General features: G+C 73.0%; 14 protein-coding genes and 1 pseudogene. 14 read left to right on the top strand and 1 reads right to left on the bottom strand.

What is annotated here, in order from left to right:
- Window positions 1-380 precede the first annotated feature (380 nt).
- The 10 genes and pseudogenes from E5083_RS32300 to E5083_RS30090 all read left to right on the top strand — a co-directional run.
- Window positions 381-812 (top strand): annotated as a pseudogene (locus E5083_RS32300) (winged helix-turn-helix domain-containing protein); the annotation flags it as partial.
- 456 nt (window positions 813-1268) lie between these two features.
- Window positions 1269-1496: a hypothetical protein gene (locus E5083_RS31935; protein ID WP_244317701.1), complete on the top strand. Its 228-nt coding sequence runs from the start codon at window positions 1269-1271 to the stop codon at window positions 1494-1496.
- Window positions 1497-4274: 2778 nt separating this feature from the next.
- Window positions 4275-5459: a cupin domain-containing protein gene (locus E5083_RS30125; RefSeq protein WP_135788844.1), complete on the top strand. Its 1185-nt coding sequence runs from the start codon at window positions 4275-4277 to the stop codon at window positions 5457-5459.
- A gap of 1020 nt (window positions 5460-6479) precedes the next feature.
- Window positions 6480-7718, top strand: a complete 1239-nt coding sequence (locus E5083_RS30120) for a cupin domain-containing protein (protein ID WP_167513674.1) — start codon at window positions 6480-6482, stop codon at window positions 7716-7718.
- 9 nt (window positions 7719-7727) lie between these two features.
- Complete coding sequence (locus tag E5083_RS30115) at window positions 7728-9257, top strand: MFS transporter (RefSeq protein ID WP_135788842.1); 1530 nt, start codon at window positions 7728-7730, stop codon at window positions 9255-9257.
- Window positions 9254-11257, top strand: coding sequence for a M13-type metalloendopeptidase (locus E5083_RS30110; RefSeq protein ID WP_135788841.1), 2004 nt, complete (start codon window positions 9254-9256; stop codon window positions 11255-11257). Before E5083_RS30115 ends, E5083_RS30110 begins: the two co-directional genes overlap by 4 nt.
- A gap of 41 nt (window positions 11258-11298) precedes the next feature.
- Window positions 11299-12774: a tetratricopeptide repeat protein gene (locus E5083_RS30105; protein ID WP_135788840.1), complete on the top strand. Its 1476-nt coding sequence runs from the start codon at window positions 11299-11301 to the stop codon at window positions 12772-12774.
- Window positions 12775-12873: 99 nt separating this feature from the next.
- Window positions 12874-13479 carry an LOG family protein gene (locus tag E5083_RS30100; RefSeq protein WP_244317699.1) on the top strand — a complete coding sequence of 202 codons (606 nt, stop codon included), beginning with the start codon at window positions 12874-12876 and terminating at the stop codon, window positions 13477-13479.
- Window positions 13480-13959: 480 nt separating this feature from the next.
- On the top strand, window positions 13960-15897 hold the full coding sequence (locus tag E5083_RS30095; RefSeq protein ID WP_135788839.1) for a S9 family peptidase: 1938 nt from the start codon (window positions 13960-13962) through the stop codon (window positions 15895-15897).
- Between the two features lie 246 nt (window positions 15898-16143).
- Window positions 16144-17424, top strand: coding sequence for a Zn-dependent hydrolase (locus E5083_RS30090; RefSeq protein WP_135788838.1), 1281 nt, complete (start codon window positions 16144-16146; stop codon window positions 17422-17424).
- Window positions 17425-17492: 68 nt separating this feature from the next.
- Here E5083_RS30090 and E5083_RS30085 read toward each other — a convergent pair whose 3' ends face one another.
- The gene (locus E5083_RS30085; RefSeq protein ID WP_135788837.1) at window positions 17493-18491 is read right to left on the bottom strand and encodes a helix-turn-helix transcriptional regulator; all 999 of its coding nucleotides are present in this window, start codon (window positions 18489-18491) and stop codon (window positions 17493-17495) included.
- Window positions 18492-18811: 320 nt separating this feature from the next.
- Between E5083_RS30085 and E5083_RS30080 the strand changes: the two genes are divergently transcribed.
- From E5083_RS30080 to E5083_RS31930, 4 genes are all read left to right on the top strand, one after another.
- On the top strand, window positions 18812-19117 hold the full coding sequence (locus tag E5083_RS30080) for a hypothetical protein (RefSeq protein ID WP_135788836.1): 306 nt from the start codon (window positions 18812-18814) through the stop codon (window positions 19115-19117).
- Between the two features lie 324 nt (window positions 19118-19441).
- Complete coding sequence (locus E5083_RS30075; RefSeq protein WP_135788835.1) at window positions 19442-20005, top strand: nitroreductase family protein; 564 nt, start codon at window positions 19442-19444, stop codon at window positions 20003-20005.
- Between the two features lie 429 nt (window positions 20006-20434).
- Window positions 20435-20674: a hypothetical protein gene (locus tag E5083_RS30070; protein WP_135788834.1), complete on the top strand. Its 240-nt coding sequence runs from the start codon at window positions 20435-20437 to the stop codon at window positions 20672-20674.
- 444 nt (window positions 20675-21118) lie between these two features.
- Window positions 21119-24424, top strand: a complete 3306-nt coding sequence (locus tag E5083_RS31930) for a DEAD/DEAH box helicase (RefSeq protein ID WP_135788833.1) — start codon at window positions 21119-21121, stop codon at window positions 24422-24424.
- Window positions 24425-24656 lie beyond the last annotated feature (232 nt).

The raw sequence follows: 24656 nt of genomic DNA, 5'->3' as shown, positions 1-24656 counted from the left end.
GGTCGGTGGAGTCGGGGCTGGGGCTGGTGGGTGTGGACGGGGTGTCTGAGGCGGTGTCTGGGGTGAGGGGTGTGGTGGGTGTGGGTGTGGAGGGTTTGGATTATGTGGCGGGTTTGCGGGCTGGGGTAGGGCAGGCGCCGGTGGTGTGGGTGCCGGTGGGGGCGTTGGGGGTGGGGTTTACGCCGCGGGGTGGTGGGGTGGATGAGGGTTTTGTGGCGGAGCTTGCGGAGTCGGAGCCGGGATGGGGTCCGGGGTCGGAGCCTTGGTCGGGCTCGGGCTCGGGTCCGGGGTCGGAGTCGGGGGCGGGGTCAGAGCCGGGGTCGGGGTGGGAGCCTGGTTCGGGTTCGGGTTGGGGGGTGATTGTGGTGCATCGGGCGTCGATGACGGTGGTGGATGGGGTGCATCGGTTGTGTGCGGCGAGGCGGCGGGGGGATGAGCGGATCGCGGTCCGGTTTTTCGAGGGTGGGGTGGAGGATGCCGCGTTGCTGGCGGTGGCGGTGAATGCGCGGCATGGGCGGGCGTTGCCGGTGGGGGACCGGGTCGCGGCGGCGGAGCGGATCGTGGTGGGGCGGCCGGGGTGGTCGGACCGGGCGGTGGCGGCGGTGGCGGGGTTGTCGGCGCGGAAGGTGGCCCAGGTACGCCGGGCGTGTGGCGCGGACGTGCCGGGGGTGCGGGTGGGGCGGGACGGGCGGGTGCGGGCGGTGGGGGAGGGGTCGGCGCGGGCGCGGGAGGTGGCGTGCCGGCTGTTGCGGGAGGAGCCGGGGGTGTCGTTGCGGGAGATCGCGCGGCGGGCGGGGTTGTCGCCGGCGACGGTGGCGGATGTGCGGGACCGGTTGCGGCGGGGTGAGGATCCGTTGCCGCCGCGGCAGCGGGCGGCGCAGTCCCGTACGGCGCCGTGCGCGGGCGGTCCGGAGGGGGTGGCGGCCCGTGTCGCCGGCCCCGCTCCTGCCGTGCCTGCGGGGTTGTCCGGTGCCGGGTCTGCCGGCCCGTCCGCCGCCGGGTCTGCGGGGGAATTCGGTGCCTCACGTGCCGGGTTGCCGGGCGCGTCTGGAGGGTCCTTGGCCGCTGGGTCTGCCGGGCAGCTCGGCGTCGGGTCTGCCGGGCCGGGGGGTGCGGGTGGCGGGGTGTCGTCGTCGGGTGGTGGGGTGACGCCGTTGATCCGGGCGCATGCCCAGCCGGGCCGGCCAGCCCTGCGGTCGCGCCCCCGGGTCTCGAAGAGCCCGGTGGAGTTGCTGGCGGTTTTCGATGCGTTGCGGCGGGATCCGTCGTTGCGGCTGAACGACGCGGGCCGCAACGTGCTGCGGTTGCTGGACGCGTGTGCGGTGGTGGTCCGGGACCGCCGGCGTGTCCTGGACACCGTTCCCGCGCACTGCCGCCGCCCGCTGTCCGAGCTCGCCGACGGCTACGCCGAGGTCTGGCATCTGCTGGCCGAGGAACTACGCGACATGGACCTGTCGGACACAGACCTGGCCCAGCCCTCCTCCCTGGGCGCCTGACCCCACCCGCCCCGCCCCTGTAGCCCCCGGCCCGGCCCACCCCGTACGGGGCGCCGGGCGGGGGCCGCCTGCACGAGCCCCCGGACCAGGCGCGGCCCGCGGCCCCTGGCCCGGCCTCCCCCATACCTCCCCTATGCGGGGCGTCGGGCCGCCGGCTTCCTTAAAGTCGCGGAGCATGGGTGGCTGTGGCTTGTGGAACGTGGGTGGCCTGTCCCGGGTGGCCCCGGCCCGGCTTCCCCTGTACGGGACGTCGGGCCGGGGTTGCCTGCAGGAGGCTCCGGAGCAGGGGTGGCTGCGGCTTGTGGAACCTGGGTGCCCTGCCCCGGGTGGCCCCGGCCCTGCTGGCCCCCGGCGCTGCCTCCCCTGTACGGGGCGTCGGGCAGGGGGCCGGCCTGCGTAAGGTTCCGGACCAGGCGTGGCCCGCACAGCCTCTCCGACCGGGAGGGCCTGCGTCGGTGCCCCGGGGCGTGCGGGACCATCCGGTTTCCGGGGCCGTACTCGGGTGGGGGCTCCGGGCGGTGCCGGGGCTGCGCGGTCGGCCTGGGCGAGGGCTTCTGCGTCACGGCCGGACGCTTGGTCTGCTGCCGGCCGCGGTCTGGCACGACTGGGTCCTTCTCGCCGTCCTGAGACCTGTCCCGCCCCTGGCCGCAGTCATCCTGAACCCGCTGACGGGCCCCTCCCCTTCGGACTCCTCCCGCCCTGCACGGGCCGGGTCCGGGGCGTCTGCACTACCGGCGCGCCGAGGGCCATTTCTGGCCCCTGGGTTGCTTCCGGGCTCGTGCTGGGGAAATCGCGCAGCTTCTTCCGCGCCGGCGTCCTGTCCCGTTGGGGGCCTGGGCTCGGCCGCCTTCGGGGTCGCCCCCGGACGCCTGCGCAGCCGGTCTCCTCCCTGCGGGGGCGTGCCGGGTTCGGGCCGGTCGGTCCCGGCGGCTCGCTTCGGGTGGGGTCTTCCGGCAGCCGGTGGTCTGCACCTGCTGTCCGCCCTCTGCCCCCTGCTTCCCTCCGGTACGGGCGGCGGACGGGCTTCGCCTGTATGCGGAAAGGCGCCGCGTCCCGCCGCCGCGAAGAGGCACCGCGTCCCGCCGCGAAAGGACACGCCGCCTCCGCCGCGGCGTGCCCCGCCCCCGGTAAAAGAGCTATGGCCCCGGCTACCGCATCCCGCCCGGTAGGGCACTCGGGTTCCGGTCCGATGGGCGCGTTCAACTGCGCCCGTCCGCAGTTGAGTCCCCTTCCTCCGTCGGCTGTGCCGCGTTCGGGGAGCTGCGCCCCCTCGCCCCGTCGGCTGTGCCGCTGTGCCGCGTTGGGGGAGCTGCGTCCTGCCGCGGTGGGGAGAGGTCCGTCCCGCCGTCCCTTACTCGGGCAGGATCTTCGGTTTCCGTTCCGGGGTGCGCGCGGTCAACCTCACCCGTCCGCCGTTGCCCCCTGCTTTCCGGTCGGTTGTGCCCGCGTCTAGGAGCCGCGTCTCGCCGCCGCAGATGGAGCCGGGCTCCGTGACGGCGCTCTGTCCCGGTAAAGGAGCCGGGCTTCCGCTACCGGCCCGCCGGGGGGACAGCCGGGTTCCGGTCCGGTGTGTGCGTCCACTGAGCCTGTCGGCAGTTGCCCCTCTGCCTCTCGGCCGTGGCCGTGTAGAGGGGGCCGTGTCCGGCCGTCGGAAAGGAGGGCTGCTCCTCGCTGAAAGGGGGGTGTGCCGCCGTTTCCAGCCAGCAGGGCGCCTGGGTGGGGGCCCGCCGGCGTTCAACTGCGCCTGCCAGGCAGTTGAACCCTCTGCCCCTCGGTCGTGCCCGCCTAAAAGGAGCCGCGTCCCGCCGCCGAAAAGAGAGCTGCTCCTCGTAAAGAAGGGAGGGGAAGACGTGTTCCGCTGCCCCCACTCGGTGGGGTATCCGGGTGGGGGCCGGTCCGCTGTGTTCGATTGCGTTCGTCCGCAGCCGCCCCCCTTTCCCTTTCGGTCGCGCTCGCGCAAAAAGGGGCCGCGTCCTGCCGTCGTAAAAGGGAGCTGTGTTCTGCTGCCGCGTCCCCACCCGGTTAGAGAGCCGTCCCTGCCGCTGCTGTTCACCCGAAAGATCCGGACCATGCGTGCCCCGCTGTGAGTGTTCAACTGCGTTCGCCCGCAGTTGAACACCCATTTCTTCCTGCGGCTGCGCCTGCGTGAAAGGGCCGCACCCCGGCGTTGTAAAAGGGGGCCGTGCCCCCACGCCGTAGAGGGAGCTCCCTGCCGCCGCGTAAAGATCCGCTTCCTGCCGCCAGGGTCAGGAGGAGTGCCCTGTTACCCCGTCCCACCTGGTGTTACGTCCCGCCTCTGCCAGGGCCGGGCCCGTCCCTGCCGGGGCCGGTCCGGCTCGTGTGGGGTGTTCAACTGTGCCCGTCCGCAGTTGACCCCCGGCTCCCGTGGCTTCTGTTCTCCCGCGCCCGCGCCCGCGTGTTTTCCATATATCCGGGACGCCCTGCTGTTCAGGTTGCGTATATCCGGGCTGTCCCGGTGTTCAGGTTTTTGGTCCGTTGACGTGCCGCCCGGCTGGGGGTGAGTATTTCGTCATCGCCGGGACACCCCGGCGGGAATCCGGGAAATCAAGAGGGAGTGAACAGCATGGAGAACACCGTGGCGTTCGACGACATCGAGTTCATCGAGACCTCCGCCGAGCTGCTGGCGACGTCGTACTACGTCAACATCCAGTAATTTCTGATGCGGCCGGAGGGGCGGCCCGTACATACAGGCTGCCGCCCCTCCGCCGCACAAGAACAGGGTTTCGTTCCACGCCATCGGGCATTGAAAGGGATGCAATGTACGACTTCACATTCGAAGATCTGGTGGGGGACGAAAAGGTCTTCTTTGCCGAGTACTTCGACAAGAAGCCCCTGCTGCGGAAGAACGCGATGCCGGGCGACGTCCGGGACATCCTCTCCGTCCGCAAGCTCGACGAGCTGCTGCACATGGAATCGATCCGGCCGCCCTACATCAAGGTCAACCACAACGGTTCCGGGGTGCCCGAGAAGGGCTACACCCGCAGTGTCGTCGTGCAGGGTGTGAACATCACCGACACGGTCGTGCCGGAGAAGATCTACGAGCTGTTCCGGGCCGGCGCGACGGTCACCTGGTGCTCGCTGAACCAGATCGTGCCCGAGCTGCGGGACTTCACCCGCGTCATCAGCGACAAGATGGCCGTACGCACCGACGTGGTCGGGTTCATGACGCCCGCCAGGAAGCGCGGCTACCTCCCCCACCACGACCCGGTCGACCTGTTCATCGTGCAGCTCGAGGGCACCAAGCGGTGGAAGCTGTGGGACCTGCCCGCCCACCGCGACGGCGACAACGCCTCCTACACCGACGAAGAGCTCGGCGAGCCGGTCATCGAGGTCCTCCTGGAGCCGGGCGACGTCCTCTACCTGCCCTACAACACCCCGCACGCGGCCGCCGCCGAGGACCAGGTGTCCCTGCACCTGTCGATCATGATGCGGCCCCGCATGTGGAAGGACCTGCTGCGCGAGACGTTCGAACAGGCGGCTTCCGCACCCGAGTTCAACCAGTACCCGCACATCGGCGCGCTGCGGGACGCCGGTACCGAGGCCCTGTTCCGGCAGAAGATCGCCGCGCTGGCCGCCCGCATGGACGCCCTGGACAGCGCCGCCGAGCTGGACCGGCTGGCCGACCTGGGCCGCACCATGCCGGGCAGTTCCCACGGCACGACCTTCCAGACGATCGCCGAGACCGACCGCATCACCCCGACCGTGCTGCTGCGCCGTACGGCGGCCGTGGTGGAGTTCGGCGCGAACGACGGCGGCCGCACCCAGATGACGGTCAACGGCCACAAGATCGCCGTCCCGACCCCGGTCGCCGAGACCCTCGCCGGCCTGGACACCGCCGACGTCCCCGCCGGCGACATCTTCCCCGGCGTCGATCCCGACCGCGCCACCAAGGCCGCCCAGGGCCTGACCCGCCTCGGCGTCCTCGAAGTCGCCACCCGCTGAACACCCCGGCCCCGCACCGGCAGGGTGACACCGGCACCGCACCCGGCAGGTGACACCCGGTCCCGCTCCGGCAGGTGACACCCGGTCCCGCCCCGGCAGGAGAGCACGGTCACGGCCCCCAGGACGTGACCCCCGGGTACCGCCCCGGCAGGGGACGCCCGGTAACGCCCGGCACGCACCACCCGGTCCCGCACCGGCGTGCGCCCAGGCCGCGCCCCCCCGCACCACCCGGTACCGGACGCGGGCCGGCCCGGCGCAGGCGGCTTCCGCCGGCTGCTGCCGGGCCGCCAGTACCGGCACCCGCACGAAAGCACCGCACCGGTACGCGGTACCCGGCCCCCGGATACCGCCCCGCCAGGTGAGCACCACGCACCACCACCCAGGCTCTCGCTGAACACCGGGCCCGCCCCGGCACGCAAAACCCGGTACCACCGCGGTAGTTGAGCACCGGGAGTACAGGCCGGCACGCGAGGCCCGGTACTGCTCCGGAAGCTGAACCCCGGGCACCGCCCCGGCGGGTGAGCGTCGGGACATGGCACCGGCTCGTGCACACCGGAGCACCGCCCCGGCCCGTAACACCCGCTATTACCCCGGCAGTTGAGCCCCCAGGCACGGCACCGGGCCCGTGACACCGGGGACCGTACGACACCGGGGCGCCGCCCCGGTCCGCAACACCCGGTAGCACCCCGGCAGTTGACCACCGTGAAGCACCAGCTCGTGAAACCGGGAACCGCCCCTGGCGAGGTGAGCGCCGGGCACGGTCCCGCCGAGTAACACCGGGGCACCGGCTCCGGGGGCGAAAGCCCGGCACTACCCCGGACATTGAAGCCCGGGCCCGGTGCCCGGCGGGGGAGTCCCAAGCCCCGCCGCCCCGCCCAGCCCAGCCCTCTCCGGGAGGGGCCCCGCCCCCGCCCGCCCCACCCCCTCCGGGAGGGGCGCCGTATCCGCCCGCCCCCCATTGCCCCGCACCGGCACCAGTTCCCACCCCAGGCCCCACCCCGTCCGCTGGAGGCGAAGAGCGTGGACACATCCACGACCCCCCAAGGCTTCGAAGACCTCGTCGGAGACCGGCAGGTCTTCTTCCAGGAGTACTTCAACCGCAAGCCGCTGCTGCGCAGGGGCGCCCTGGACGGCCGGGCCCGGGAGCTGGTGTCGGTGCGGCAGCTCGACGACATCGTGGCGATGGAGACCGTCTCGCCCGCCTACCTGCGTATCGCCAAGGACGGCCGCGGCGTGCCCGGCAAGGCCTACACCCGTACCGTCTCCGAGCGCGGCGCGGCACTGACCGAGACGGTCGTGGCCGAGCAGGTGTACGAGCTGTTCCGTTCCGGCGGCACCGTCACCTGGAACGCGCTGAACCACTTCCTGCCCGCCGCCCGCCACCTCGCCGACCTGTTCGCCGACACCTTCGCCTGCCAAAGCGAGGTCGTCGCCTTCCTCACCCCGGCCGGCAAGGACGGCTACGCCCCCCACCACGACCCGGTCGACGTCTACGTCATCCAGATCGAGGGCACCAAGGACTGGCGGATCTGGGAGCCCCCGCCCGGCCGCCGCGCCGAGCGGGCCTCCCACCGGCCCGAGGACCTGGGCCGGCCGGCCATCGAGACGACGCTGCGTGCGGGTGACGTCCTGTACCTGCCCTACGGAACCCCGCACGCAGCGGCCGCAAAGGACCAGGTGTCCCTGCACCTGTCGGTCACCGTCGAGCCGCGCCGCTGGCGCGACCTGCTGGCCGACACCGTCCAGCACCTCCTCAAAGCCCCCGACTTCGACGGCTTCCCCCACCTCGCCGACCCCGCCCAGCCGGACCCCGCCGCCCCGGACCCCGCCGTCCCGGACGCGGCCGCCGTGCTCGGCGCCCTGACCGCCCGCCTCGCCGGCCTCCTGGCCGCCGCGGACCCGGCCGCCGAGACCGCCCGGCTGTACGAGAGCGGCCGCGCCTGCGCCGGCGCCGGCCGGCCCCGGGAGTTCGAACGCCTGGCCTCCGCCGACGCCCTGGCCCCCGCCGTCCTGCTGCGCCGCAGCGCCGTCCCGGTGGAGATCGGACCCAGCGACGGCGCCCGCAGCGCCCTGCTGGTCAACGGCCACCGCCTGGCCGTGCCCGACGCCGTCGCCGACGCGCTGCGCGGCCTGCAGGACGGCCGTGCGGTCGCGGCGGCCCGTTTCTTCCCGGGCGTGGACGAAGCCCGGTCCGTGCACGTCGCCCAGGGGCTGACCCGTCTCGGGGTGCTGGAAACCGCCGACAGCATGAGGAGCTGACAACCCGTCATGACCGCCACCACCCCCCAGCCCCCCGCAGCCACCGCGGCTCCTGTCTGGCGGGACGTCTACGTCCTGGCCGGCATGCGGGGACTGTCCTTCGCCGGCGACATCGCCGCCGCCACCGCCCTGACCCTGCTCCTGCAGTCAGGCGGCGCCGGATCGTACGCGGTCATGGCCCTGCTGCTGGCCGCCGCCGTCCCCCCGGCGCTGCTGGCCCCGGTCACCGGCCGGTTCGCCGACCGCTTCGACAGCCGCCGCCTCATCGTCACCGTCGCCTCCCTGCAGATCCTGGCCTGCCTGGCGATGACCCAGACCACCACCCCCGCCCTGCTGATCGTGCTGGCGGTGCTGCTCTCCAGCGGACTGGCCTTCACCCACCCGGTGTTCGCCGGGCTGCCCGCCGCGATGGTCGGCAAGGACAACGTCCCGCGCGCCTCGGCGATCTCCCAGACCACCGCGATGGCGGGCATGGTCATCGCCCCGGGCATCGCCGGGTTCCTCACCGCCCACTTCGGCGTCCGTGTCTCCCTGCTGCTGGATGCCGCCTCCTTCGCCGTCGTCGTGGCCGGCGCCCTGACCATCCGCACCCGCCTGCACCACACCACCCCCGCCGCCCCCGGCCCCGCCACCGACGGGCAGCAGGCGGCCGAGCCCGCCTACCGGGTCAGCGGCGACCGCTTCCTGCGCTCCATCCTCGCCGTCAGCGGCGTCGTCATGGCCGCCGCCAGCATCATCAACGTCCTCATCGTCTTCTACGTCCGCGACACCTTCGGCGGCTCCGAGGAGACCTACGGACTGATCATGTCCGCCTGGATGGCCGGCCTGGTCCCCGGCGCCCTCCTGGTCCGCCGGATCAAGAAACTCAGCCACGAGGCCCTCCTGATCGGCTCGTTCCTGTGCATCTCCCTCGGCATCCTCGCCACCGGACTCGCCCCGGGCGCCTGGTGGATCGTGCCGTGCTACCTCATCGGCGGCTTCGGCAACGGCGCCCAGGCCACCGTCACCCACATCGTCATCAACCTCCGCGTCCCCGACAGCCACCGCGGCCGCGCCTTCGCCGCCCTCGGCGCCGTCTCCAACACCGGCCCCGCCCTGGGCTACCTGATGGGCGGCGTCATCCTCGGCTTCATCCAGCCCCGCTACGCCTTCCTCCTGGCCGGCACCTGCTCCCTGCTCGCCGTCCTCGTCTTCCACCGCGCCCTGCTCCACACCGCGGCCACCCCCACCACCGGCCCGGCCGCCCGCCCCGCCACCACGGACACGGACACGGGCGCCGACCGCGCCGAACCTGCCGCCACCGCACCGGAGTCGGCCGCTGAAGACGCCCGTCCCGGCACCACGCCCCCCGCCGCGAGCACCCCCGGCCCCGGAACGACGGACCCGGCACCGGTGTCGGCCCCGGCCTCCGCCGCGAGCATCCCCCGCCCCGGCACCCCGGCCCCCGCCCCGGCCCCGCTCCCGGAGCCCGCCCTGGACACCGTCGCAGAACCGGCCGTGCTCGCCCGTCCCGTCCCGGACAAGGCCGCCTCCCGGTGAGCGCGGACACGGCGTACGACGCCGGCACCGACCCCTCCGTCCGGCCGCAGGACGACTTCCACGCCCATGTCAACGGCCGCTGGCTGCAGGCGTTCCGGCTGCCCGGGCACCGGGCCGAGGCGACCCTGCTGTCCCTGCTGGCGGAGAAGGTGCAGGACGACGTCGTCGCCGTGATCCGCGACAACACCCCCACCCAGACCGCCGCGACGGAGGGCGCGGGGCGGCAGATCGCCGACCTGTACGCCAGCTTCATGGACGAGGCGGGCCTCGCCGAGCGCGGCCCCGCCGCCCTCACCACCCTCCTCGAGAGCATCCGCGCGGTCACCGGCCGCACCGGACTGGCCCGCCTGATGGGCCGCCTGCAGCGCGAGGGGGTGGGCGGCCCGGTCGAGGCGACCGTGGACGCCGACACCACCGGCACCCGCGGCTACCTGCTCACCCTCACCCAGTCCGGTCTCGCCCTGCCCGGCGGCCCGGCCGCCTACCTCGACCCCGGCCACGCCCCGCTGCGCGAGCAGTACGCCGCCCACGTCCAGGCCGTCCTGGAGCTGGCCGGGCAGCCGGCGCCCAGGGAGGCGGCGCGGACGGCGGTGCGGGTGGAGAGCGCGCTGGCCGCCGCCCACACCCGCCCCGACGCCTCCGGCCGTATCCGCGCCGACGCCGCGGTGACCACCGCCGCCCACCTCACCACCACCACCCACACCACCGCCGGCACCGACGCCGATGCCGGGGACGGGGGTGGTGGTTTTCCGTGGGGCGCGTTCCTGGACGGCCTCGGTGACATCCCGCCCGCCGCCCGCCTGCAGATCCGCCCCGGCCCCTACCGCCCGGCGCTGGACGCCTGGTGGAACGCGCACAGCTTGGAGGAGCTGAAGCTGTGGCTGGTGTGGCTGCAGGTGCACGAGGCGGCCCCGTTCGCGCCGGCCGCCCTGTTCGCGGAGAACTTCCGCTTCTACGGCCAGGTCCTCACCGGCTCCCGCACGTCCCGGCCGCGCTGGATGCGGGCGACGTCCTTCGTGCAGAGCGTCCTGGGCGAGGAGGTGGGCGAGCGCTACCTCGGCCGGCATCTGGCGCCCGGCACCCTGAAGGCCGCCGCCGACCTGGTGGACGCCCTGCGCACGGCCTACCGCACCTGCCTGGAACAGGCCGGCTGGATGGGGGAGAGCACGCGGCAGGCGGCGCTTGAGAAGCTGGACGCCCTGCGCGTGGAACTCGGCCACCCCCGCGACACGGCCGGCCGCGGCCCGCTGCACACCGACCCCGCCGACCTGCTGGGCAACGTACGCCGGGGCCGCGCCCGCTCCTTCGACCGCCAGCTCGGCCGGCTGGACGGGCCGGTGGACCGGGGGGAGTGGAAGGTGCCGCCGCAGGCGGTCACCGCCTACTACCGGCACGGCCTGAACCAGGTCGTCGTCCCCGCGGCCCTGCTGCAGCCGCCGCTGTTCGACGCGGGCGGCGACATGACCCGTAACTTCGCCCTGCTGGGCTCGGTCATCTGCCACGAGATGTCCCACGCCTTCGACAGCCGGGGCTCGGCCTACGACGGCGAGGGCCGGCTGCGCGAGTGGTGGAGCCAGGAGGACCGTGCCGAGTACACCCGGCGCACCGCCCTCCTCATCGACCACTACGACCGCTACGTGCCCGAGGGGCTGGACGGGGAGCATGTCAGCGGGGCCCGGACGGCGGGGGAGAACATCGCCGACATCACCGGCCTCACCGTCGCCCACACCGCGTTCGCCGCCCACCTGGCCGCCTCCCCCCTCGACCAGAGGGAACGGGAGGTGCAGACGCGGCGGTTCTTCGCGCTGTGGGCGACGATGTGGCGGGTCAAGCGCACACCGGGCCGGATGCGCGAGCGGCTCGCCCACGACCGGCACGCCCCGCCCCAGGTGCGCTGCAACGCCGTCCTCGGCCATGTCCCGGCGTTCTACCGGGCGTTCGGCGTCACCGAGACCGACTCGATGTTCATCCCGCCCGAGGCCCGGTTCACGCTGCTGTGAGCCGGCCCGGCCGGCCGACGGCCCCGCCCAGGAGGCACCCCATGGCCCACGCCCATGTCCGTCCCGCCGCGGCCCCCGCGCCCCGGCCGGCCGCCCACGACACCGCACCCACCGCCCAGGCCGCGCCGCCCGCCGCCCAGGCCGTGCCGCCCGTCGCGAAGGCCGCGCCGCCCGCCGCCCAGGCCGCGCCGCCCGTCGCGAAGGCCGTGCCATCCGCGGCCCACGACACCGCGCCCGCCGCGAAGGCCGCACCGCCCGCCTCCGCCGCCCAGGCCGCGCCCGCGCCCGCGCCGGTGCGGCCCCGGCCCTGCTACGCGCCGGGCGACGGGCAGGTCTGGCATCTGCTGCGCCTCATCCCCGGCCCGGACATCGCCGCCCCGGCGGCCGCCTCGCTGCTGGCGGTCGGCGTGGACCGGGCGGCGGCCCTCCTGGACCGCCTGACCGCCGGCGGCCTGTGCGAACAGACCGCGCCGGGCCGCTACCGCCCCCGCCCCGCCCCCCGGACCCACCCGGCCGGTGTCCGCCCGGGCGACGGTGCGGCGCTGCGCCGCCTGGCCGGCCACTACCTGCACACCGCCCACCACGCGGACCGCGTCGTCGCCCCCCACCACCCCCGGCTTCCCCTCGCCCCCCTGGAACCGGGCTGCACCCCGGAGGTCTTCGTCTCCCGGGAGGCGGCGCTGGCCTGGCTGGACGAGGAACACACCACCCTGACCGCCCTGCGGGAGACGGCCCGCGACGCCGGGGAGCGGTGGACGGTGTTCCACCTGGCCGTCTGCCTCAACGGGCACTACGTCCGGCGCGGCCACACCGCCCTGCAGCGCCGGCAGTGGGCGGACGCGCTGCGCGCCGCGCACGCCCTGGGAGACGCGGAGGCGCAGATCACCGCCCACCGCTACGCCGGGCAGGCCGCCAGCCGCGCCGGCCGGCACCCCGAGGCCCTGGCCCATCTGGAGCGTGCGGTGCGGATCGCCGAGCGCCACGGCAGGCCGGGCCCGCAGGCGTGGGCGTACTACATCCTGGCCTGGACCGAGGAGATGGCGGGCAAGGACGCGGCCGCCCTGACCCACGCGATCTGCGCGGCGGGCCTGTTCCGGCGCGCCCAGCAGTGGCAGGCCGAGGCCGACGCCCTCAACGCCGCCGGCTGGTACTTCACCCGCCTGGGTGATCCCGTCCAGGCGGAGCGGTACTGCGCCCGCGCCCTGGATCTGTCCCGCCGTCACCGCTACCTGGGCGGGCAGGCGGCCGCGCTGGACAGTCTGGGCCTGCTCGCCCAGCAGACGGGCCGGCATCAGGACGCCGTGCACGCCTACCGGGCCGCTCTCGCCCACTGCCGGACCCTGGGCAACACCTACCAGGAGGCCGGCGCCCTGGACCGGCTCGGCGACAGCTACGCGGCCACCGGCCGCCCGGCCGACGCCCGCACCGTCTGGGGGAGCGCGGTGGCGGTGTACCGGGCCCAGCACCGCCTGCACGAGGCCGCCTCCGTGGAGCGCCGCCTGGCGGCCCTGTCCTGACCACCCCGGCACCCCAGCACCCCAGCACGCACAGGTATCACCCGGGAAACGGCACGTACGCCGCATCGACCGGCCCGACCGACTCCGAAGGAATCCGAGATGTCCTCTGTCCTGGAAATGCCCCCCGAAATCGAGCAGAGCGAGAAGATCGCCGTGTTCTGCGGCGCCCGTGACGGCGCCCGCCCCGGCCATCTGCTCCTCGCCCGTGAATTCGGCACCGCGCTGGCCCGCCGCGGCCTGGACCTGGTGTACGGAGCCGGGGGAGTGGGGGTGATGGGCGCGGTGGCGCATGCGGTCATGGACGCCGGCGGCGGTGTCACCGGGGTGGTGCCGCGTTTCCTGCACGAACGCGAGCGCGCCGACCAGGCGCCGGGTGCGCTTTTCCTGGTGCGTTCCATGCACGAACGCAAAGCGCTGATGTACCGGCTCTCCACGGGTTTCGCGGTGCTGCCGGGCGGTTTCGGAACGCTGGACGAGCTGCTGGAGGTGGCGACCTGGAACCAGTTGTCGCTCATGCGCAAACCGATCGTCGTGGTCAATCACCAGGGTTTCTTCGACCCGTTGCTGGGCATGCTGGACCACCTCGTGAGGGAGGGGTTCCTCAGGGCGGGGGAGCGGAGCCTGATCCAGGAGGGCCGGGACGTCGAGGACGCCCTCGACCTGCTCACCGCCGCCCGCACCCAGCCGGTCCCGGCACCCGCCTGACCCCCACCTCTGCGCGCATCCTGTCCGAGGGCGCCCCCTGCCGCATCAGCGGCCGGGGGCGCCCTCGCATGCTTTTCCCGGAAAAAAGTGTCCAGGAATGGTGTCCAACTTTTCCCGGCAAAGCCCGTGGTTGACGCCGGCGGCCGTCAGGGGCGAATATTTCATCACCGCCGGGAAACACCGGAGGAAACCGAGATGGTTAAAGGAGTGAGCATCATGGAGAGCACCGTGGCGTTCGACGACATCGAGTTCATCGAGACCTCCGCCGAGCTTCTCGCGACCTCGTACTACGTCAACATCCAGTAATAAAGCTGCTGCGGCCGGAGGGGCGGCCCGGTTCAAGAAACCGCCCCTCCGCCGCAACATAGAAAACAATACGAATATGCGGGCGCGAAGACGAGAAAACCGTCTTCGCGCCTTTTTGCTGTTCAAATCCGCTGCCATTGACGGCCCTTTCCTGCCGCCCGTAAATTCGCGGGTATGAAGTTCACAGACATTGATCTCCTTCCTGTTCTGGGAAAGCCGACGCTGTCGGGCGACGGCCGGTTCGCCGCGGTCGCGGTGACGCGTCCCGACCTGGCCGCCGACGGGTATGTGTCCGAGCTGTGGCTGGCCGCCACCGACGGCAGCCGGCCCGCCCGCCTGCTCACCCGCGGCCCGCACGACGCCGCCCCGGCGTTCTCCCCCGACGGACGCCACCTGGCGTTCCTGCGCCCCGTCCCCGGCGGCCCGGGCCAGATCCACCTGCTGCCCCTGGACGGCGGCGAGGCCCGCCCCGTCACCAGCCACCCCCTCGGCGCCGGCCAGCCCGTGTGGAGCCCGGACTCCACCCGCCTGGCCTACATGGCCCGGGTGCCCGCCCCCGGCCGCTACACCGGCGCCCCGCAGAATGAGGCCCCGCGCCGCATCACCACCCTGCGGTACTGGGCGGACGGCTTCGGGTTCACCTACGACCGGCCCCGCCACCTCTTCGTCACCGACCCCTTCGCCGACGACCCCGCGGCCGCCACCGTGCAGGTCACCGACGGCGACTTCGACCACGCGGACGCCTCCTGGAGCCCCGACGGCCGGCTCCTGGCCTTCACCGCCGCCCGCCACCAGGGCGCGGGCGACGACCTGCGCAACGACCTGTGGGTGTGCGCCCCCGACGGCAGCGGCCTGCGCGCGCTGACCGGCGGCGGCCTGATCCTGGGCTGCCCCCGCTTCGCCCCCGACGGCACCACCCTGTGCTTCGCCGCCGAGCCGCTGGACGAGAACAACAACGCGTTCGCCACGATGAGTTACGGCCTGTGGTCCGCCCCCGTCGACGGCTCGGCCCCGGCCCGCCGCCTCACCCACGAGGACTACCACCTCAGCTTCGCCAGCCAGATGATCCACCCGGTCGCCGACGGCGTGCTCTTCGCCGCCGACCACCGCGGCGAGGTCCGCCTCCTCCTCGTCCCCTACGACGGCGGCACACCCACCCCGCTGATCACCGGCGCCCGCCAGGTCAACGCCTACGCGGCCGTCGACACCCCCGACGGCCTCACCGTGGCCGCGGTCGTCTCCAGCGCCACCAGCGCCGGCGACCTGGTCAGCCTCCGCGACGGCACCGAACACCTGCTGACCGGCTTCGGCGACCGCCTGACCGCACAGACCGACGTCCTGCCCGTGGAGGAGTTCACCGCCACCACCGAGGACGGCTACGACCTGCAGGGCTGGATCGTCCGCCCCCGCGGCGACGGCCCCCACCCCGTGCTGCTCCAGATCAAGGGCGGCCCCTACACCCAGTTCGGCTACACCCTCAACGGCCCCGCCGCCCTGGACGAAGCCCTGGTGTACGCCAGCGCCGGCTACGCCGTGGTCCTGGGCAACCCCCGCGGCTGCTCCGGCTACGGCCAGGAGCACGGCATGCACGTCGTGGACGACCTGGCCCGCAAGACCGCCCCCGACCTCCTCGCCCTCCTCGACACCGCCCTCGAGGCACCGGACCTGGACGGCAGCCGGGTCGGGGTGATGGGCGGCTCCTTCGGCGGCTACATGGCGGCCTGGATGGCGGCCCACCACGGCGAGCGCTTCAAGGCGTTCATCGGCGAGCGCGGCCTGTACGCGGTGGACAGCTACGCCGCCTCCAGCGACGACGGCGTGAACGTCGCGATCGCCCTGTACGGCGCCGACCCGGCCCGCTGGGCGGAGAAGAGCCCGCTGACCTACGCCGACTCCATCACCAAGCCGGTGCTGATCATCCAGTCCGACGAGGACCGGCACTGCCCCATGGAGCAGGCCCAGCGGCTGTTCGTGGCCCTGAAGACCCGCGGCGTCCCCGTCGAGCTGCTCCTGTTCCCCGGCGAAGGCCACGACCTGTCCCGCTCCGGCCTGCCCAGCCACCGGATCGCCCGCTTCGAAGCGGTCCTCGAATGGTGGGACCGCCACCTCTAAAGCCGGCCCCGGCCCGCCGCCCGGCCTCTTCGCGGGGCCCGGCGAAGGCCGGCAGCGCCTCCGGCCCCGGCACCCCGCCACAGGGGGCCGGGGCCCACCGCACCACCCCGCACGGCCCTGCACCACCCCTGCACGGCCCCGCACCACCCCCGCACCGCACCTGCACGGCCCCGCACCACCCCGCACCGCCCCGCATCACCCCTGCACTCCTTGTGTACGGCCCGACTCAACGCATCTGGAGGACTCATGAGTCAACCAGTGGCCCACCGCCGCACCGCCCAGCCCGCCGTCGACGCCGAGCGCCTGCTGCGCCGCGTGGAGGAACTGGGCCGTATCGGCCGGGACCCGATGACCGGCGGCATCACCCGTGAGGGCTTCAGCCGCGCCGACCGCGAAGCCCGTGCCTATGTCCTGGAGGAGAGCCGGGCCGCGGGCCTTACGACCTCGGTGGACGCGGCCGGGAACCTGATGGTCCGCGCCCGCCCGCCGGGCACCGCCCCGGCCCGCCGGGCCGTGCTGATGGGCTCCCACCTGGACACGGTCGTCAACGGCGGCCGCCTGGACGGCGCCTACGGGGTCCTGGCCGCCCTGGAAGTGGTCCAGGCATGCGCCGAGTCAGGGGTGGAGACGGAGTTCGAGCCGGTGGCGGCCGCCTTCTCCAACGAGGAGGGTGCGCTGTTCCCGCAGCCGTTCTTCGGCTCCTCCGTCGTGGCGGGCCGGCTCGACGGCCTGCCCCGCGAACCCCTCGACCACGACGGCCACCCCCTGCGCGGCCCCCTCGCCCTGGCCGGCGGCGACCTCGACGCCCTGGGCAGCGCGGTCTGGCCGGCCGAGTCGCTGGCCGCCTACCTCGAACTCCACGTCGAGCAGGGGCCCGTCCTCGAACGCGCCCGCAACCGCATCGGTGTCGTGGACGGCATCACCGGACGCACCGTCCTCACCGTCGAGATCGGCGGCAGCGCCGGCCACTGCGGCACCGCCCCGATGCCGGGCCGCCGTGACGCCCTGGCCGCGGCCGCCCGCGTCACCCTGGCCGTGGAACGCCTCGCCACCACCCTGGACCTGTGCCGGGTCGCCACCGTGGGCCGCCTCGACATCCACCCCAACTCGCCCAACACCATCGCCGACACCGTGCGCCTCACCGCCGACCTGCGCGACACCGACGCCGCCCGCATGCGGCAGGCCGAAACCGCCCTGAACCGCGAACTGGACCACCTCGCCCGCCAGACCGGCACCCGCATCGAGGTGACCGCCCGCACCTACTCCGCCCCGGTGTCCACCAGCGCGCACCTGCGCGCCCTGATCGAGGAGAGCTGCCGGGAGACGGGCGCCCCGTACCAGTCGCTGCCCAGCGGCGCCGGCCACGACGCCCAGGTCGTCGCCGACCTCACCCCCACCGCCATGATCTTCGTGCCCAGCGTCGGCGGCGTCAGCCACGTCCCCCACGAGGACACCCACCCCGCCGACCTGGTCCTGGGCGCCGAGATCCTCCTGCGCACCGCCCTGAAAACCGCCCACGCCCACTGACCCGGCCGGGGGAGGAGACCGGTGTTCAACTGCGTCACTCCGCAGTCGAACACCGAACACCGGGCCCGCTAGCCGGCGTTCGCCGGCAGATGCCCGTACTGCACCGCCCGCACCCCGGCCTGGAAACGGCTGCGCGCGTCCAACTGCGCCATCAAAGTGTTCGCGAACCGCCGCGCCGTACGGGGGGAGACCCCCAGCTTCCGGGCGATCGCGTCGTCGGTGTGCCCCTCGGCCAGCAGATGCAGCACCTCGGCCTGCTGCCGGGTCAGCCCCTCCTGCTCCCGCCCGGGCGGGGTGCCCAGCGCCTCCGCCGCCTGCCAGGTGGTGTCGAACAGCGTGCACAGGGCGGCGATCAGCCCCGGCGCGCTGAGCACCACCGCCCCCACCGAGGTCGCGTTGCTGTCCGCGGCCATGATCGCCACCTGCCGGTCACAGATGATCATCCGGTTCGGCAGCGACGGCACCGTCCGCACCTGACCGCCCTTGTCCATCAGCCACTCCGCGTACGCCACCGTCGCCGCGTCCCGCCGGATACTGTCCAGATAGATCGTCCGCATCTGCACCCCCCGCTCCAGCAGCCGCTGGTTCAGCGGACGCGAGGCCTGCATGTTGGCCTCCGTCTGCGGCCCGCCCGGCGCGAACGCCAGGAACTCGTGCCGGACCTGGTGGTTGAGCGCCGTCAGATAGTCCCGGATCGACTCCAGCCCCCGCAGATACTGCACCCCCGCCTCGGGAACGTCCTCCTGCTGCCCGGCGAACTCCGAGATCAGCCGCGCCGCGACCGCCCGGCTCGCCTCCACCCGCTGCTGCTGGGCGGCCAGTTCCGCCTGCTGCCGCGCCAGAAGGATCTCGATGCCCAAGTGCGGGCTGACCGCGTGCAGTTGCGTGGGGTCCTCGGTGGAAAAACGCACCAGCGCCAGCTCACTCAGCCGGTCCAGCGCGTCCCGGATCTCCTTCGCCGGTCTGCCCAGCCGGGACACCAGAGCATCCACACCGTCCTCGGGATGGGCGAGCATGGCCCGGTACACGGATTCCGTCTGGTGGTCGAGCCCGAGAAGATCAAGCATCTCATTCCCCCGACAGGTCTGTATGGCACCTGAATCGCTCAAGGCCGATGAGCGCGCGCCTCAACCGCTGTTAGGGAGAGGAGAGTAGTCCAGATGTACTCGCGATCGGCCGAATACGCACTCTCTTGGCCCAAGACTGACCGTTCCCACCACCCCACCCCGCCCGCCCCGCACCCCCGGGCAGCACCAACCCGCCCGCGCCGGACGGTTGTTCAACGTGGTCGGACGTAGACGCCACCAGCGACTCGTGCCATGTTGCACTTTCCGCTGTCTGCCGGCCTCGCCCGGCAAACGGGTCCGACGCCGGCAGGAAACCCGCCATGTACCTCGTCCATGTCCACGTGCAGCCACCCGTGCACGGCGTCCTCCTGCCCACCGGGACGGCCGACGCCGTGGCCGCCTGCGGCCGGGACGTGACCGGGGTCGAACACGTCGTCGTCCACGCCGACACCCACCCCCACCCCGTCATCGGCGTCTACATCAGCGCCGCCACCCTCCAGGCGGCCGAGGAGACCGCCGTCACCCTGTGGCGCCGCACCCTCCTCCACCACCACTGGCTGCACTCCTGGACCCTGCTGCGCGCCGAGGTCCCCCTCATCCCCATCGACGCCGACTGGCCCCTGTGAAAACCCGCCGGCACCCCGCCCCACCCACCGGCCCCGGCATGTCCTAAGTAGGTCATGGACGGTTTGACCTGCACGTTTCCCCCTTACAGCGGCACCTGCGGAACGGCACCCTCAAAGGAGTCAGCCCATCGAGGACACCGGAGGCACACCCATGGCGGTCGGCGACACAGCCCGGGGCACCACCGCAACACCCCTCCACGTGCACCAGACGTCCCGCACGACCGGCAACGACTCCGGCTGGCAGTAACCCCCGGCCCCCACCACCCACCACCGCCCCCCTCTCCTTAATTTCCGGAGAAGCCCGTACGCAGAAGAGGAACAGCCATGGATGTCATGACGGCCGTGCTGACCCGCCGCAGCGAACACCAACTCGTCGAACCCGCCCCCAACGACGAGGAATTCGCCTACCTCCTGCGCGCCGCGGCCACCGCCCCCGACCACGGCCGGCTCCGCCCCTGGCGCTGGATACTGGTCCGCGGCGACGCACGCACCGCCCTGGGCCGCTGCTTCGCCGACGACTACGACGGCCCCCAGCCCCGCCGCGCACAGATGCAGACCAAACCCCAGCGCGCCCCCCTGCTCGCCACCCTCGTCTTCACCCCCCAGCACGCCGCCGTCCCCGAATGGGAACAGCTCGCCGCCACCAGCGCCATGGCCGGCTCCCTCATCCTCCTCCTGCACGCCCGCGGCTTCGGCAGCGTCTGGCGCACCGGCCGCTTCACCCAGTCCGAACGCACCCGCCACACCCTCGGCCTGCGCCCCGAAGAACGCCTCCTGGGCTGGCTCTACATCGGCACCCCCCACCACACCCGCACCCCCAGACGCCGCACCCCCGAAGACATCACCGACCACATCACCGTCTTCACCCCCGAACTCCTGCCCATCTGAACGGAGTCGGCGCGTGGCCCGGCGCCGCGCGTAGAGGACAGGCCCGGCCGCAGCCGGCCCCGTGTCACTCACCGGCCTGCGGGGGAGCGACCCCACCAAGGGGGCGGGACATGCGACGGATCAACGACTTCTCATCAGACACGCGTGGGCGCCGATCGCCCTGGGAGCGCCTGCAGCGATCGCCGTGACCTGGCTCCTCTTCCCCGGACACTCGCTCTGGACGACCGTCCTGCGTCCCTGCCTGTACTCCGCCGTCGGCATCACCTTCGCCCAGGGCCCGCCGTCGCAAGGAGAGGCCGTCGGTGCTCCACCGACCGCCTCATCACCCTGGAACACAGCCTGCGCACGGGCGAGCCGCCTGCCGTCCCCGAGGACCGCCGGGTCCTGCGGGAGATCGTGGAACGACGCCTGCACCAGAGTCGCCACCGCGTGACGGCCCTTGTCTTCCTGGCCCTCCTCTTCACCACGATCACCGTCCTCACCGCCGGCATGCCCCAGACCATCGCCCTGGCCGCCCTCAGCGTACTTTTCATCGCCTGGATGACCTGGAACAGCAACCGCCAGACCCACCGCCTCCGCACCATGCGAGGCGCTCTGCGTTCCGACCGGACGCCCGGCAACGTCAGAGGTGCCGGCCCTGTCCATACCGGCCGCTCCAAGACCTCCTGAGCTGGCGCCGCGCAGCTGCCGGGCTCTGGCCTGCCAGCAGGAGACCGCGCCGCAGCCCCCCAGCGGGTCGAACCCGTCACCGCCTGTGGTGACCGCCCAGCCGTGTCGCCCCTGCCCCGAGGATTCGACGGCGGCGTGGACCGGCGATGCGACGCTACTGAAAGTCACCGGGCCGAGCGGTCGGTAACCGTCAGTGATCAGTCGCAACGCCGAGCCGTCGGACTTCCTGGCACCGACCGCCCCAGCCACGTCCCTGACAGGGACGCCAAGTGTTCGCGGCCCAACGGGCGCTGGGAACAGGTGGGACAGCGGTTCGCCGACTGGAATCAGAGCCCGGCGGAGGGAAACCGGTACTGGAAGTCACCCCTGGCTGACCTGGCAGCCGCGAGGCGCGGTACAGCCTATAGCCTGGTCCGGTCGTGGCCGGTGAATGTCAGGGGTGGGATGAGAGGCGATCGGGAACGCCTGACCGAGGTGGTCGAGTACTGGCGGACCGTGGAGCTGTTCAGTCCGCAGAAAGTTCCGGCTGTGTCATTGCGGGAGCAGGTCTATGAGGTCGCGGCGGACCGTGCTTTGCCCTGGGAGGACGGTCACCCTGTACGCAGCCTGCCGCTGGATCCTGGGTACACCTGGCAGCACATCGTCTACGGAGGCTGTTTCGCCCTGGCGGACGTCCGCGACACGCTGCTGGAGGTCTTCGGTCGGGACGAGGAGGACGTGGACGGGCGGATGGACGGCGATACCGCCTTGTTCGCGCTGACGGTCACTGATGACGGTCGGCTGCTGCTGGACTCCCCGGTGTTCTCCGCGTGCGGGTGGGCGACCGGCCGGGCGCTGAGTCCCGGGCCGGGCGGCGGGCGCTGGCTGGACGGCTTCGAGGAGGACATACAACCGTGGCTGGCCCGGGCCGCCGGACTGGGGGAGCAACCCGTACCAGTGGTGGCCCGCGCGACGGCCGCCGACGAGCCGCTGACCGGCGCCGTGCTGCCCGCCGCTGATGACGTGGACGGCGGGGCGGTGCCGCAGGCCGTCAGCGAGCAGGGCGACGACCAGAGCGGAACGCCGGTGGGCAGTCGGCGTATCTCCGCCGAGGATCTCATCGGGTTCACCCACGACCTGGCGGTCAGCTGGGGCGTCGAAGGCGTGCTGCGCCCGTTCGGTCTGCGGGTCCGAACCGTCGCGGTGCGGGAGGACCGGGCCGAGGACAGTGACCAGCAGGGCTTCTTGAACAGCTTCATCGCCGACGACCTGAAGCGGGTGGCCACGGCGCTGCCCGTGGCCGGCCCCGGGGCACCGCTTGAGGCGTATCTGACCCCGGATGCGGAGCTGAACACCGCCCGGCGCATTGATCTGCGTGTGCGGCCCGAGGCGGCGCTGGCGGGGGTGGAGCCCCGGGCCACCCCGCTGGGCCGCTGGCCGGCGGAGAGCACGCACCCGCTGGCGCTGAGCCAGCAGTTCGCCGTGAACTCGATCAAGGCAGAGCTCGCGGGCGGTGGTGGTCTGTTCGCCGTCAACGGGCCACCCGGTACGGGTAAGACCACGATGCTCCGCGACAGCATCGCCGACCTGGTCGTGGAGAGGGCGGTGCGGCTGGCCGGGCTGCGGCTGCCGTCGGCTGCGTTCTCGGACACCGTCCACCGGTGGAAGAGCGGTGAGTACACCCGCACCGTCACCGAACTGCTGCCGGAATTCACCGGCTTCGAGATGGTGGTGGCGTCGGCGAACAACGGGGCGGTGGAGAACATCTCCACCGAGATCCCGGCCCGCGACGCGCTGGGCGCGCAGTGGCGCGAGGACGCCGACTACTTCGCCGAGCAGGCCACCCGGCTGCTGAAGGGCGTCCCGGCCTGGGGCGCCGTCGCCGCCCGGCTGGGCAGCAAGAAGAACCGCATCGAGTTCGTCAACCGCTTCTGGCACGGCAAGGAGAAAGGCACCGACCAAAACGCGCCCGCCACCGCGGACGGTGCCCGCCCCGGCGCCTGGAGCGACAGCGGTCAAGGGCTGTCGCAGTTGCTGCGTACATACGCCACGACGCCGCAGGCCGGCGTGTGGCGCGAGGCCAAGGACCGCTTCCAAACCGCGCTGGCCGAGGTACACCGGCTGAGGGACGAAAGGGATGCGGCCGCAGCCGCTCTCCGCGCCGTGCCCGCTGCCCAGGCGGCCGTCGAGGCCGCGCAACAGGGTGCCACCGAGGCCGCTGAGGGGCTCGCACGGCGATGGGAAACAGTCTCGGCAGCCGAACAGGCGCTGGCCCAAGCCCTGCAGGCATGCGACAGCGCCGAGGACCGGCGCCGAGAACATTCAAGCCGCCGTCCCGGCTTCTGGATCATCGTGTGCACCCTTGGCCGGGCCGCCCGCGACTGGCACGCCGAGGACCAGATCCTTGCCCGGCGCGAGCGGGACACCCAGACTGCACAACAGGAGACCGACTCGGCCGCCCGCCAAGCACGGACGGACGCCGACCGGGCCGACGCCGAACTCCGCGACCGACGGAAATCCCTCACCCGTGCCGTCGAATACGCGCAGAACCTGGACCGTACAGTGTCCGAAGCCCGGGCCGCCTGGGGCGCGCACGTCCCCCAGAACACCTGGCTCACGGACGACACCACCCGGGAGCTGGCCGCCCCCTGGTCCGACCAGCAGATCACCCAGGCCCGATCCGAGCTGTTCTTCGCCGCGCTCGACCTGCACCAGGCATTCCTGCGCTGCACCGCCAAGACGATGCGGGCCAATCTCATGGCCGCCATGGATGTCGTCACCGGCGGTGCGCCCGCCACGCTCGGCGAGGCCGCCCGGCGCGCCGCCTGGCAGAGCCTCTTCCTGGTCGTTCCAGTGATGTCGACGACCTTCGCCTCCCTGGACCGTGTGTTCACCGGAATCGGCCGCGGGGCGCTGGGCTGGCTGTTCATCGACGAAGCCGGCCAGGCCACCCCCCAGATGGCCGTGGGCGCGATGTGGCGCACCCAGCACGCCGTGGTGGTCGGCGACCCCCTCCAGCTGGAGCCAGTCGTGCCCCTGCCCTGGACGGCCCAGCAGGCCCTGCGGCGGGACTACGGCGTCGACGAAGAATGGGTGCCGGGCCGTACCTCCGTCCAGCAACTGGCCGACCGCGGCAACCGCTTCGGCACCACGCTGCCCGCCGAACTGCCCGACGGCTCGATCGAAGTCTGGGTCGGCGCACCACTGCGCGTCCACCGCCGCTGCGACGACCCGATGTTCACCATCAGCAACGCCATCGCCTACGACGGCCTCATGGTCAACGGCACTCCCGACCGCGGCCTCTACCGCTACCGGCCTGCCAGCTCCTGGGTGGACGTCGTCTCCAGTCGCGCGGAAGGCCACTGGATCCCCGAGGAAGGCCGGGCGCTGCGCCAGATCCTGGAACGCCTTTCCACGACCGACGGCATCGATCCGGCCAAGCACGTGTACGTCATCAGCCCCTTCCGCGCCGTCGTCGCTGGCGCCCGGCAGGTCTGCCGCGGCCTGCTCCCCATGGACCGGGTCGGTACCGTCCACACCACCCAGGGCAAGGAAGCCGACGTCGTCATCCTGATCCTCGGCACGGACCCCGCCCGTCCCGGAGCCCGCGCCTGGGCCGCCTCCCGCCCCAACCTCCTCAACGTCGCCGTCAGCCGCGCCAAACGCCGCCTGTTCATCATCGGCAATCGCGAGGCATGGCGCGACCAGCGCCACTTCAGCACCCTCGCCGCCGAACTCCCTCACCACGCCTGGGCCCCTGCCGGCACATGACCGGGCCAGGGACGCTCTCGATGTTCACGTACTTCCCCAGGGGCCGAGTTCACGTAATTCCTCAGCCTCCGGTACCGACGCAGAGGAGCGCCGCGAAGCCGGCACGGTAGGCGGCTTCGGCTCCGGCGGCGGGTCCGTCCCGCACGACCGGCTGCGGAGTGCGCCGGCGGCGTGGACGGCCTGGGCGGAAGGGATGCTCAGCTCTTCGATGACGGAATGCAGAGGTCCCTCG

The sequence above is a fragment of the Streptomyces bauhiniae genome (genome assembly GCF_004784475.1).
GTDB classification, from domain to species: domain Bacteria; phylum Actinomycetota; class Actinomycetes; order Streptomycetales; family Streptomycetaceae; genus Streptomyces; species Streptomyces seoulensis.
Note: the sequence above shows the minus strand (reverse complement) of the source record. Positions and strands in the feature narration are given on the sequence as shown.

Excerpts from the sequence above, each read along its gene's own strand:
- E5083_RS30125 (WP_135788844.1), top strand. The coding sequence starts at position 4,275 with ATGTACGACTTCACATTCGAAGATCTGGTGGGGGACGAAAAGGTCTTC.
- E5083_RS30115 (WP_135788842.1), top strand. The coding sequence starts at position 7,728 with ATGACCGCCACCACCCCCCAGCCCCCCGCAGCCACCGCGGCTCCTGTC.
- E5083_RS30105 (WP_135788840.1), top strand. The coding sequence starts at position 11,299 with ATGGCCCACGCCCATGTCCGTCCCGCCGCGGCCCCCGCGCCCCGGCCG.
- E5083_RS30100 (WP_244317699.1), top strand. The coding sequence starts at position 12,874 with ATGTCCTCTGTCCTGGAAATGCCCCCCGAAATCGAGCAGAGCGAGAAG.
- E5083_RS30095 (WP_135788839.1), top strand. The coding sequence starts at position 13,960 with ATGAAGTTCACAGACATTGATCTCCTTCCTGTTCTGGGAAAGCCGACG.
- E5083_RS30090 (WP_135788838.1), top strand. The coding sequence starts at position 16,144 with ATGAGTCAACCAGTGGCCCACCGCCGCACCGCCCAGCCCGCCGTCGAC.
- E5083_RS30085 (WP_135788837.1), bottom strand. The coding sequence starts at position 18,491 with ATGCTTGATCTTCTCGGGCTCGACCACCAGACGGAATCCGTGTACCGG.
- E5083_RS30080 (WP_135788836.1), top strand. The coding sequence starts at position 18,812 with ATGTACCTCGTCCATGTCCACGTGCAGCCACCCGTGCACGGCGTCCTC.
- E5083_RS30075 (WP_135788835.1), top strand. The coding sequence starts at position 19,442 with ATGGATGTCATGACGGCCGTGCTGACCCGCCGCAGCGAACACCAACTC.
- E5083_RS31930 (WP_135788833.1), top strand. The coding sequence starts at position 21,119 with ATGAGAGGCGATCGGGAACGCCTGACCGAGGTGGTCGAGTACTGGCGG.